11 protein-coding genes are annotated in these 12,283 nt (G+C 40.6%); 2 read left to right on the plus strand and 9 right to left on the minus strand.

The genetic code is table 11. The features are described 5' to 3' along the window. Positions 1 to 89: 89 nt before the first annotated feature. The 5 genes from IGL49_RS11455 to IGL49_RS11475 form a co-directional block, all read right to left on the minus strand. Positions 90 to 1,172, minus strand: coding sequence for a DUF916 and DUF3324 domain-containing protein (locus IGL49_RS11455; protein WP_164982931.1), 1,083 nt, complete (start codon positions 1,170 to 1,172; stop codon positions 90 to 92). 106 nt (positions 1,173 to 1,278) lie between these two features. Beyond that, positions 1,279 to 2,037, minus strand: coding sequence for a WxL domain-containing protein (locus IGL49_RS11460; protein ID WP_002383195.1), 759 nt, complete (start codon positions 2,035 to 2,037; stop codon positions 1,279 to 1,281). Continuing rightward, entirely contained in the window at positions 2,038 to 2,838 is an 801-nt protein-coding gene (locus tag IGL49_RS11465; RefSeq protein WP_104854395.1) for a WxL domain-containing protein, read from the minus strand. It abuts the gene before it with no gap. Positions 2,839 to 2,842: 4 nt separating this feature from the next. After that, positions 2,843 to 3,577, minus strand: coding sequence for a WxL domain-containing protein (locus tag IGL49_RS11470; protein ID WP_104854394.1), 735 nt, complete (start codon positions 3,575 to 3,577; stop codon positions 2,843 to 2,845). Then, complete coding sequence (locus IGL49_RS11475) at positions 3,534 to 3,698, minus strand: LPXTG cell wall anchor domain-containing protein (protein ID WP_258078330.1); 165 nt, start codon at positions 3,696 to 3,698, stop codon at positions 3,534 to 3,536. The genes IGL49_RS11470 and IGL49_RS11475 overlap by 44 nt, the downstream gene beginning before the upstream one ends. On the opposite strand from IGL49_RS11475, the gene IGL49_RS11480 reads away from it, so the two are divergent. Further along, the gene (locus tag IGL49_RS11480) at positions 3,652 to 3,816 is read left to right on the plus strand and encodes a hypothetical protein (RefSeq protein ID WP_258078336.1); all 165 of its coding nucleotides are present in this window, start codon (positions 3,652 to 3,654) and stop codon (positions 3,814 to 3,816) included. The genes IGL49_RS11475 and IGL49_RS11480 overlap by 47 nt on opposite strands. 126 nt (positions 3,817 to 3,942) lie before the next feature. Here IGL49_RS11480 and IGL49_RS11485 read toward each other — a convergent pair whose 3' ends face one another. Continuing rightward, entirely contained in the window at positions 3,943 to 8,802 is a 4,860-nt protein-coding gene (locus IGL49_RS11485) for a hypothetical protein (RefSeq protein WP_164982932.1), read from the minus strand. Between the two features lie 366 nt (positions 8,803 to 9,168). Continuing rightward, positions 9,169 to 10,182, minus strand: a complete 1,014-nt coding sequence (locus IGL49_RS11490; protein WP_104854392.1) for an alpha/beta hydrolase — start codon at positions 10,180 to 10,182, stop codon at positions 9,169 to 9,171. Positions 10,183 to 10,347: 165 nt separating this feature from the next. Between IGL49_RS11490 and IGL49_RS11495 the strand changes: the two genes are divergently transcribed. Beyond that, positions 10,348 to 10,893: a cysteine hydrolase family protein gene (locus IGL49_RS11495; RefSeq protein ID WP_104854391.1), complete on the plus strand. Its 546-nt coding sequence runs from the start codon at positions 10,348 to 10,350 to the stop codon at positions 10,891 to 10,893. A gap of 205 nt (positions 10,894 to 11,098) precedes the next feature. Here the strand turns inward: IGL49_RS11495 and lrgB are convergent, their stop codons facing one another. Both lrgB and lrgA read right to left on the minus strand, forming a co-directional pair. Continuing rightward, complete coding sequence (gene lrgB, locus IGL49_RS11500) at positions 11,099 to 11,782, minus strand: antiholin-like protein LrgB (protein ID WP_002372721.1); 684 nt, start codon at positions 11,780 to 11,782, stop codon at positions 11,099 to 11,101. Beyond that, positions 11,779 to 12,198: an antiholin-like murein hydrolase modulator LrgA gene (gene lrgA / locus IGL49_RS11505; protein ID WP_002354829.1), complete on the minus strand. Its 420-nt coding sequence runs from the start codon at positions 12,196 to 12,198 to the stop codon at positions 11,779 to 11,781. The genes lrgB and lrgA overlap by 4 nt, the downstream gene beginning before the upstream one ends. Positions 12,199 to 12,283: the final 85 nt, after the last annotated feature.

Here is a 12,283-nt window from a genome sequence, read left to right on the forward strand (position 1 = left end):
TCTCTATCTCTACTTTACAGGAAGCAATTCCTTGTAAAAGTACCTTTACTTTTACAAGGAACCCCTCTTTTGTCAATAGATAGCCCTTTTTATTGCTCAGATTGTTGTTCTTCCTCTTTTTTCTTTTTACGATATAAGAAGAAAATTAATAATAGCAGAGCTAGAATGATTAATGCAATCAGCAGATACAACCACCAATTGGTTCCTTTAATGGTTACGTCTTTTTCATTTAATTCTTTAGCTACGTCACCAGAGATGGTAAATTCTTTTGTGAATTCCCATTTGTACAGATACCGCTCTTCACCATTGGCACCTTTGACTTGATAGGTGCCCTTGTCATCTTTTACAGCATAGGCCGTTGATTTCAAGACATATTTCCCTGGTGTTAATCGTTCTCCTTTTAAAGAAATTGGATAACTAAAGTTAGAGTTTGGCGCCACTTGCATATCCTCAGTATCGGATTGGTAAAGCGTTTCGCCTCCTTTTGAAACAGTGTTGATTAAATGTAATTGGTTTAAATAGGCTGCTTGTGGGTTTTGTAAAGAAACATTGATGACATTGCGAGCGTTGACTTGACCTGGTTTAACCCCCAGTAATTTTAAATCTGGTTGAACCTTTGTCTCATTTTGTTGAAGAATAATGGCCACAACATAGGAGTATTCATTATTAATAGCTAACCCTTTTGATTGGTCCGCAGAAGTCGTTGTTTCTTTCTTTTTCTCTTTGAGTGTTATGCCGCCAGCCATCACGCCATCAAAAGAATCTTTGGGCATCGTGATAGTTAAAGGTAAAGTCTTTTGGGAATGCTTCGGCAAGATGATTTCTTTCGGTGCTTCCACATAATCTTTTAAGTTAAAACGTAATGTTTTGTCGGGTTTGATCCCGTTTTGGCCATATTCTACTACGCCATTTAAATTCGTTGTCGCTGAGTTCACCGTGTTTTCAATGGTAATGTCTTCATCTGTATCATTGCGTAACTGAATTTCTACGGTTTGTTTAGCGCCTGGCGCCATTTTTAAGTCAAAGTAGGTTTTTGATTTATCCACTTGATTTTCGGGAATTGTTGGTGTGACCGCAAAATTAAATTCAGAAGCGTGCGCCTCCACGCCAATCCAGCCAAATAACATACAAGCAATCACCGTTGCATATACTTTCCATCTGTTCATATTCATTCTCCTATGTCTTTCATTCTTTGTTGTATTATAAGCACCAAAAGACCGAAAGATAAGCCAAAAAAATTTTGACTTATATCCCGATCTTGCGTGTATGATGTCGTTCTTAGTTTCCTGTGTTAGCAGGTGTATCTGTCAAAGTCCAAGTAAATGTTGTCGTGTATTTTTTCGCATATTTTGTGGTTGAACCAGGTACTTCTAATGAAATACTTGTTTTAGCGGCATCTACGCTATCGCCCCAGCTCATTAAGTACGTACCCGCACCTTCTTTATCGCCAGCAGCCATGACCACGGATTCAGCACCAGTTGGGTTTAATTCAATCGTAGCTGGCGCTGTCGTTGGTTTTGCCGATTGTGAAGCTGAAACAACGCGTCCGTTGCTTAAAGTTACTTTGGCCGCTGTTAGTTCTTGGTTGGCTTCGGTTTTGAATTGACCATTTTGCTTTACTTTTAACGTCCAACCTGTTTCAGTTCCACGATTATCTGAGACTTGAACAAAGTTTGGGCCTTCTTGATCGGCACCAGCGTTATCTTTATATTTTTGTGTTTCTGCATAGTAGGTCATATTTTTTGAGGTAATCGTTTGTTCCCCAAAAGATAAACTAGATGCATAGTCAATGGATAACGGACCTGCTGTCCCTGGCTTAGGACCTGTCGGATCAGTTGGATCAACTGGCGTAATTGGTTTATCTGGGTCTGGATTCGTCGGATCAACTGGATTCGTTGGGTTCGTATTTGGTGCAAATTGAATCGCTCCGTTTGTTTGGTATTCACCACCGTCGACCGCTAATGCACTCATTGGTACAAGTGCCAATGCGCCTAAAGTTGTGGTTGCCATCAATGTCATTACTTTTGTCTTTTTCATTTATTTCCCTCCATTATTTACTGGTACATCTGAAAGTAGCCAAGTCAATGTTGTTTTATATTGTACTGCATCCTTAGGGGTTTTCCCGGGAACAGTTAGTGAGATTGCCCGTGTGATTGTGGCATTTACTTGCTGTCCTTGTTGATTTTTTTCGGTCACTTTTTCTGCTTGCCCCCACAGTGTGATCCACGTTCCGGCGCCTGTCTTTTCTGGGGCTTGCATGACAACAGATTCTGCGCCCGCAGCATCTAATTGAATGTTTGCGGTAGCAGTTGGCGGCAATACGTCCGTCGCGTTTGAGCGAACACTGGGCTCAGTAAAGGCGACGGTGGCGCCTGTTAATTCTTTGTGTAATGTTTCTGCATTACGAAATTGACCATTTTGTTTCACTTTTAAAACCCAGCCAGCATTGGTTCCCCGTAAATCACTTACTTGTACATAATTAGCTGTTGCCAATTCACTTGCTGAACCATCTGGATTTTTATAGGTTTGCGCTCTGGCAAAATACGTTTGATCTTTATTTGATATCTCATTACTCCCAAAATCCAAACTTGAGGCATAATCGATGGAAAGTGGCCCAGGGGTACCTGGATTAGGTCCATCAGGATTCGTTGGATCGACTGGTCGAACTGGTTTTTCTGGATCGGGATTTTCTGGATTCACTGGATCCGTCCCATCTGTGCTTGGGGTAAAAACAATCGACTGTTCGCTATCAAAAACGACCGTCGCCGCTTCAGCAGGAACAGTGGCGCCAAGCAACATTGTTCCGAATAACAAGGAGTAGACGACTGTTTTTTTCATTTACTTAGCCTCCAACATTCGTTGGCACAGATTTCAATGTCCACGTTAATGTCGTACGATATTCTTTTGCTAATTTAATCGCTTTACCTGGGACATTTAATTTCACGGCAGTAGCACCTTCTGTCGCATCTTGCCCGAAACGATAGACCCAAGTTCCCATTCCTTTGCCCTCTTCTGCTTTGACTAATTCTACTTCTGTTCCAGGAACAAAGGTATGTGCTGCCGTTGGTGTTGGTGCGTATGCGGCATCAACAATCGATGTCACACCTGCATTGGCAATCGATAAAGCGGCCCCAACTAATTCTTCATTTTGTGCTGTTTTGAATTGCGCATTTTGTACAGCGCTTAATGTCCAGCCTTCTTGTGTCCCACGTTTATCCGTTACCTGAACATAGTTCGGACCTGTTGTCCCATCTTTAAATGTTTGAATTTGTGCGTAATAATCTTTCGTATCGGAAGTGATTTTTTGGGCGCCAAATTGAAAGCTTGAAGCATAGTCAATTGATAAGGGGCCTGCAGTCCCTGGTTTTGGTCCAGTTGGGTCAGTTGGATCTTCTGGTTCAACTTTTTCATCTGGATTAGTTGGGTTCACTGGCTTCGTTGGATCTGTATCTGGTTCAAATGTAATGGCTCCATTACTTGTATAGTTCACATTAATATCTTCCGCAAATGCTTGTTGTGTCGCTAGTACACCGCTAAATCCCACAATCCCTACTACTGCTAATACTGTTTTTTTCATCTTCTCTTCTCCTTTTAATAAATAATATGCCTATAGTGATAAGGCTGATTCCTAAATAAATAAATGGTCCTTGATTGGTGGTACCTGTCGCCGGTAATCTTCCTTGTCGCGACCCATACACGCCAGAAGAATGGACGGATGAAGTACCTCCGTCAGTTGGCTTGGTGGGTTCGGTCGTTGTAGAAGAATTACTTGTCGCTGTTGTCGACTCTTCTGTGGGATATTCATACGTTCCATAAAAGGAGACAACACCACTATTTTCATAAGCTGCTTCCCCAAACGCAGTGTCTGAATGACAGAAGCTGAAAAGACCTAAAAAACAACTAAGCAAAAGGTATTTTTTCATCTCACTTCTCTCCTCCTTGTTATGGTGCCATGACTAATGACCATGACAATGTCCCTTTGAATTCGCCAACTTTTTGTTTCTCGACTGGCACAGATAGTTTAAGTCCGCGTTGGTTTGCCGCACCCCAACCTTGGTTAATTGTATAACTACCTGAACCGGAGCCTTCATTTTCTGTAACAACCGTATCTCCTTTATTGAGTAAAAATTCTCCTTTGTCTGTAACCAATGACAAATCTTCCAATTGATCTGTGCCGTTCGTTAAGGGATTAGTTACCTGAACATTCAGTTTCCAAGGCGTACTTTCTGTCCCGCGTGTGTCTTGAACGACTAAATCATCTGAAAGAGTTGGCCAGTAAACTTCTGGCTTGGCAGAAATTTTTTGTTTGCCAAAATCAATTGTTTTAGGTACTTTTTCTAACGTTAATTCACCTGAAATAGACACATTGACTTTTTTACTTAACGTTTCACCAGCTTCTGTAAATTGATAATTGGCTGGCACCGTTTTGGCTAATTCTTCTGGTTTCGCTTGCTGAATAGCTTGGAAGGTTGCGGCATCAAGACTTGGTGTTTGATTGGCCCGACCATCTGCGAAAATCACCGTTGCTTGTGTCCATTGTGCCAACTCATCTGACTTCGCTAAGCCATTTGCTTCTTTTAACTTCAAATGCGCACTTGTCGCATACAAGGCAAACGAACGATCTTTGGCAAGCACACTTTCATTTTTCACAACGACTAAATGAACCGTTTTGTTTTGCAAATTATCCCCTGACGTCCCTGCTTCTAATTGAATATCATGTGTCCGCGATAGGTTTTTTTCTGCTAACGGCGCTTGAATTTGTGGTAAATCCGTCTCTTTTAATGAAGTCTTGAAAAACGGTCGACCTTTTGCGCCGAGCATTTCCATTACTTTATCAACAGTCGTTAGTTGCGCTGCTTCGTCCTCTGTGACAATCACCGATTGCCCTGAAAGTTCCACTTTATTTGAAAATTGAACTTTCACTTGATAACTGTAGTTCGTATTCGTCGCTTTCCATGAAAGCGGGGTGGTATCTTTCTGCTCTGGAATTTGCTCTATCGCGCTCCCAACTTCACTAGACTTAACCGTTCCTTGGTGCAACCAAGAACCTGTTACTTCGTCAGGAAGGAAGCTTAGGGTTGGTGTTAAAGTACTTGAGGTCGGAATCATCAAACGCCCTTTTTGAACTTTTTGTCCAGCTACTTCGGTGCCCCACGCTTGTAAGGTTAACGGCGCATTGCCGGCTTTGACCTCTTTTACATCATGAGAAATAGTTCCTGCACCTGCCACAATTCCAGGCGTTTCCACTTCGTAATCGATGATGGAGCCAGGAATTGCTATCCCATAGCCATTGGCGCCCTTGGTCACATCGTTATCGCCAATAAATGTTTTTCCAGTCGCTTTTTCAATCCCACGGAACGTTGTTGGCGTAAGTTTTGTGGCATTATTGACCGTTGGATTAATCGTTAAGACCTGATAGGCTTTGACATTTCCAAACCAAGTCCCTGTACTATCCACTAAAGCAGTTGTATCTGTCGTTGGTTTAATCCATAAAAGTTCGTCTTTTGTTGGATCGACAGCTTCAAAATCCGCAATGTTTACCTTACCTGTACCAGGAATTGTTTCTAATGTTGCATGATCCTGAACCGTTAGTTTGCTAGCTGAAATTAAATTGGCCGTGTTGGTAATCCCAATTCCAGCATTTTTAGATAGATGAATTGAACCGAATTCATTGTAAGTCGTACTATGATTCGCGGCAGTAGCAGAAACGCCATTTTTGATGTTCCCACCATTAGCCATTAATTTAATGCCGTTGGTGACATTTAATTCCGTAAAATTGACAACGCCTAAGCCTGTCGCATTTAGGGGTTCTGTTTGATAATTATTGGTGCCATCAACGTTGGCCCCAAAGTTAAAGACCACTTTGTTTGAACTAGCATTCACAATTGCATTAGTAAAATTATCTGTTGATGAGCCACCGGATAAACCATTAATACTAACTGCTCCTTGAACATTTGCAGTAACATCACGTAAGATTTTTCCGCCACTGATATTGGAATACTGCGTCGCATATAAATTTCCAATACTAGAACCTGTTGCTTGAATATTCATTGTAATCTTACCGTTCTTGGTATACGCAGCATTGGTTCCACCATCACCGTAAATGCTGGCCCCATTTAGAGATTCCACACCTGTTTTAGTGAAAATATTTAAAGTAATTGTATTTGACTCATCCGTTCCTAATGTCGTATTTTGACCATAGGGCCGACCACCAGTAATGTAGGTATTACCAGGCAACTTAAACTCTCCGTTGTAGTTTCTTAAATCAATTAAGAGGCTAGCATTTCCAAGAAGTGAACCAGCATTGGTAATCCCACCTGAAAAGCCGTTTGCGCCTGTCCGAGGAGTTCCTGAGAAATCCCCTCCGTAGATGCGGTTATCTGAATTACCAGTAATTGTATGGCCACCGCTTGCTCCATAAGAAGCGCCCATCGAAGCATTAATTACTCCTTCATAAACCGTTACGCCGACATTCCCGACGTTTTTGGCATCATTCCAGCCACCGCCTGAAAGAAACCAATCGACTTGACCATTATTAACGATTGTTTGACCGTTTCCATAAACTCGAGCTGCTTGATAGCCTGTTCCTTCTAATGTATCAGCAATCCCGCCATTCAATGTGTTAGAAGTGTTGCCTTCAACGACACCTGAAAAAGAGCCACCATATGTCCAGCGAGCAATGGTATTATTTAAAACAGTTTTAGTATCTCCTTTTATATAGATATCCCAAGTATCATTACTAGCAGGATAGCCGCCGCCACCAACAATATCCCAACCTGAACTATACCCACGACTTTTATTGGTCGTTGAATAATCTAAGCTTGTCGGTTTTGCACCTGAGTAAGCCATACCATCGCCACCTAAAGACCCGTCACCATTCGCTGTTCCCACTTCAATTGTTGTGTTTCCTTCGATATAACCGCCGCGGCCAGCTGCAGTTGAGTAAATTGCACCATTATTAAACGAACCGCTGACTAATTTAGAAGAAATATTTCCGAAAACTTTAAAAGCTGCTGCTGATTTGGCTAATTCTGCTCTTTGTTGTGGTGTATAAGCATCATACGTTGCTTCATTTGAGGCTCCAATTTGACTCTTGTTAAATTTCGAAACATTGTTACCAGCACCGCCGTTAAAATCATTAATACCACCAGCGGTATTCGTTCCTGCTGTAACTACATTCGTAATATCTCCGATAATCGTTCCAGAATATTGGTTGCCTCCTTCAAAATCTGCACGACCCGCACTATATAACTGTGTATTTAAATTTGTAGTAATTCCATCAGTCGCACGATTCGTTCCTATATCGCCACGGGAAGAGCCACCAATAAAACGTTGACCAGCTGTGTACCAACGGCCATATCCTGAAATATCGTTTGTTACTTTTCCACCAATATTTCCGTATTGAACACCGCCATAATACGTACTTAGTTGGAAACCTGTAGCAGCATTCGTAATTGCAACCTTTGTTGAGACGTTACCAGTAACATTCGCTGTGTTGGTTGCGTTGGTCCCATAACCGCCCCCATAAATTGAAGCAATTCTGCCACCAGAATCATTGACAACCAATGAAGTATTCCCAGTCACTGTCCCAATATTGGCGCCCCCACTTAATGTATTTAGTCCGCTCCGTGTATTGTTAATAACAATCGTAGGATTTCCAGCTAAATTACCACCATTTTGGTTTCCACCATAGAAATTCCATGTCCCTGTACCTGTACTATTTACTGTTAAAGTTGGGTTTCCTGAAACATCTCCTGTATCCGTTCCACCGTATACGGTCAGACCGTTTCCACTAGAACCGCCATTCAAGTTCAAACTGTAACCATTTAAATACATATTCGTACCTGTATAGCTTAGATTTCTCAAAGTGATGTTTGAGCCAAAAAAGATATTTTGATTAAACCCTAAAGTCTTAGAACCAGTTGGTGCTGTTTGATCCATACTAATCGGATCCGCACTATTTCCAGTAATCACTAAATGATTGACCTTGCCTTGCAAGGCGTAAAAAGTCATATTACTTGCCGTAACGGTGTCAGGAATCACTTTTGCGGTAGTCGCCGTACTCGTTGTAATATTGGTTCCTATATAAAGAGTGAAATCGCCATTGTTCCCCTGTTGATATAAATCAAACAAGGCTTCTTTCAAGCCAGCCTCTGTCGATGCATATTCTTTGTACGCTGCTCCGTCTCCTACTGGACTTGGCACAACAATCACTTTTGTTTTATCCGCAGTGGCAATTGTGTCCGCAATTGATTGATCAACTGAGACGGCTCGGGCCATACGAGTCAATTTCTGTTTAAAGACAGCCGTAAGTTGTGTATCTTCTGAAAACTCTAGTTGAAGAAGTTCTTCATTTGTATATGTTTTCCCTTGGTAAGACCAACCAACGAAAGTGGAGTTTTCCTCACGATTCGCCCATTTTGGTAGTTCTTCTGCCCGAAGTGGCTGATTTTTTTCTTTTACCACTTGATAACTTTTGGCATCATTTAGAAACAATGCTTGATCCGTTGTTTCAAAGGTCAACGTGATTTGCTTCTGCTCTTCGCTTGGTTTTGTTTCTGTGGAAGAGGTGGTTACTTTTTCTGTGATAGCACTAGATGCCGTCATTGATGGTTGTTCTATAGAATGTGTGCTGCTTTCTTTTGGTGCTTCACTTGTACTGCTTTCTGCTGTTTTTGGCTGTGTCTGCGTACGTTCCGTTTGTTGCTCCCCTTCAATCGCCCACGCTGAAACAGATAAAAATGGTTGTACAAGTAAACAAGTTGCCAATAAAACAGCGATTTTCTTTTTCATTAACTTCATCACTCCTCCCTCGAAGTAAACTTTCCACAACCAACCTATGGCTCAAGTATACGAAGTTTTCTTCTGATTTTTTTAAAGATATTTTCTTAATTTCAAAAAAAAAATTTATTTTTTAATTTTCTTTTTGTTAACTAAACGAATTTTTTACTGTTTTTCGTAAGATAAAATGTTAATTTATTCACAAAAATAACAAAAATGCTATTTTTTAACATTAAAATTAACAAACGAGTTCGTAGTATAGCACGGATTTTTTCTCATGTAAACATCATTAAATAAACATTTTTGTTTAATTTATAATTGTTTTTCTGCTAAAAAAATGACAAAACAAATAAACAGCGGCCTTAGAAATATTTCTAAGGCCGCTGTTTATTTATACGTGTTCACAAACTGGGCTGTTTCTTGGTAACATTGTTTAGCTTCTTTTGTTTGATAGTCGAATTGATATTCATGGGTGATTGTTGCTTTCTTATCTTTGAAAAAGAGAGCTGAAACTGGAACATTTAAAGTTTTTAACCGCTGAACCAAGGCTAGTCCTTGATCTTGGAATGAAAAACTATTGCCATCTGTTAGATAAGTCGGGGGAAATTCTTTGGTGACTTTATCCACTAAACTCACTTCTTGTAGCTCTGCGCTCGTTTGCCAGTCTTTAGTGCCGAGCAAGGACCAAGCCACTGTTTTGACGAAAAATTTCATGAAACGATCATCACTTTGTTGGTTGGCCATTTGTTTCAAATCCACTGGACCACAATACGAGAGCACGCCTTTTAAATGGTTAGCCGGCAATGCTGCAGTCATGCCTAGTTCTTTCGCGTAGTTGGCATTGGTTTGAACTGTTGCATATTGTAGAGCAATCTGCGCGCCCGCACTATCACCGCCAATAAAGAGTTTAGATAAATCTAACATGGGATACGCTTGTTTCTTTTCTAATAAAAATTGAACAAGTTCATTGACCTGCTGGAGCTGGCTTGGATAAGGTGCATCTGGCGCTAATTCATAATTCATTGAAATAAAGGCAACTGCAGAATCAGCCACTAAACGTGTCGCAAACTCTTTCATCCCAGACTTATCTCCTCCCACATAGCCGCCCCCATGGACCCATAAGACGACTGGCACCGCTTGTTTTGATGCTTGGGGATAATACAAATCAAACGTATTCTTTTTTCTTGAAGACGGGTATGTTTGATTTTCTTGCAATTGGACATTGGGTAATGCTTTATCATAGGAAGCTGAATCTTTTATTTCAACTTCTCCTGCGAATAACTGATTGATGACCCAAGCACCAGGCTTAGGGGATAATTGAAAGGCGAGAAACACACCTAAGCAAATAACCACAATGATTCCTAACAACCAAAGGACAAAACGTACGAATTTTCTTTTCACTCTATTCACCTGCTTTAATTTGTAGCAAAATTATAGCATGTTTTTCAGCCAAAGCGTTTATTTTGAAACAGTTTTTTTAGAATTTGATGCACTTTTATCATTTGAAATGCCCTCTTAAAAGCTGTAAAATGAACAAAATGACTTTAACCTTTAGGAGGTTGCCAAATGAAAGCTCTGATTTCCATTGATTATACGAATGATTTTGTCGCTACAGACGGAAAACTAACCACTGGTGCCGCTGGGCAAGCCATTGAAACAGCCCTTGTGCAACAAACAAAGCACTATTTTGACAATGGCGATTTTGTGGTTTTTGCCATTGATGGGCATGACCCCATGGATCACTATCATCCTGAAAATAAACTTTTCCCGCCGCACAATGTCTTAGGAACTGATGGACGCAATCTGTTTGGTTCGCTAGCTGATTTTTATCAAGCCCACAAAAATGAGCCAACCGTTTATTGGATGGACAAACGACACTATTCTGCTTTTAGCGGCACAGATTTGGACATTCGGTTACGAGAACGAGGAATTACAGAGCTTTGTTTAACTGGTGTTTGTACAGATATTTGTGTGTTGCATACGGCTGTCGATGCCTATAATTTAGGCTATCAATTAATGATTCCCGAGCATGCCGTTGCTAGTTTTGATGAACAAGGACACGAATGGGCGTTACGCCACTTTAAACACACTTTAGGCGCAACCATTCTATAAAAAGACTGGCCAGTCCGACCTATCTATATTCAAAAAATCGTGCAAACAACACAAAAGCCAACCTTACTATGGATAAGGTTGGCTTTTTTTCACTCATTTTAACTCCGAGCCTGCGGATTAGCGATAACTAGCATTCACAGAATAAGAAGAGACCGCTAGTTGATAAAAATTAGCTGTTCATAAAAGAGTGGGGAAGCCCACTTTTTTATAGACCAATGACCGTTGCAAAGAAAGGAACCACTAAAACGGTAACTACACCAACCACTACGACAGAAATACTAGCCATAGCAGCCTCTGTTTCGCCCATTTCCATGCCAACTGCTACACCTAGGGCATGTCCGGCCGCACCTAAAGCTAAACCTTTCGCGATTGGATTGTTAATCTTAAACCACTTCAATGCAATTCGGCCCAAGGCATAAGTTAGTACACCATTGAAGATTACAGTAAACGCCGTAATGGAAGCAATGCCGCCAACAGTTTGAGAAATAGGTACGGCAATCGCTGTTGTAGCTGCTTGTGGTAAGATTGAGGCCACTAAATGATTATCCATGCCAATCACTTTTCCTGCAAAATAAACAGCCACTAGTGAACCAAAAGAACCAATTGTTAACGCCGTTAAAATTTCTAACCAATAGTTTTTCAACACGTCTCTCTTTTTATATAAAGGAATCGCAAACGCCACTGTCGCAGGTTCTAGAAAGAAGCTGATATATTTGCCACCTTCATTGTATTGCTCGTAACTAATTCCTGTCACTTTTAAAACGACAACGCCTAAAATCATCGCAACGAATAATGGCGTAAATAAGAAGAAACCTTTGCTTTTTTTAAACAACCAAGTACCTATGCCAAATACAGCTAATGAAATAATAATGCCAACATACGGATTCATGCGCGAACCTCTCCTTTCGCTTTCTTCGTTGCTGCGGGTTCTTTTTCTTTTCGAGCATCTTTCATATGCAATAAAAAGGCGCCCGTCCAACCAGTTGTTGCTAGTAATGCTAGTGTTGCTACTAAAATAACAAAAACAATTTGAACGCCAAATTGTTGCATAATCCCTAAAGAATTAACTAAGGAAATCCCTGAAGGAACAAATAAAAATGTAATAACCGTCGATAAGCTATTACCCAGCCCTTCCACTTGCTCCAATTTAACAACTTTTGTACATAAACCAATGAACAATAACACCATGCCAATTACTGAAGCAGGCATTGGTATTGGGGAAATGAACGCCAAACCGTTGGCGATTAACATAATAATGGCAAAAACTGCTGCTTGTTGTAAAAATGAATATACTTTCTTTTCCATTCTTCTTCGCTCCCTTTTGTCTGTTTTCTATGGGTTAAGTATATAAAGAAAACGTTTTTTTAAGGGCTTTTTTTCATGAAATGCC

Source organism: Enterococcus sp. DIV1337a (genome assembly GCF_051712285.1).
GTDB classification, from domain to species: domain Bacteria; phylum Bacillota; class Bacilli; order Lactobacillales; family Enterococcaceae; genus Enterococcus; species Enterococcus faecalis.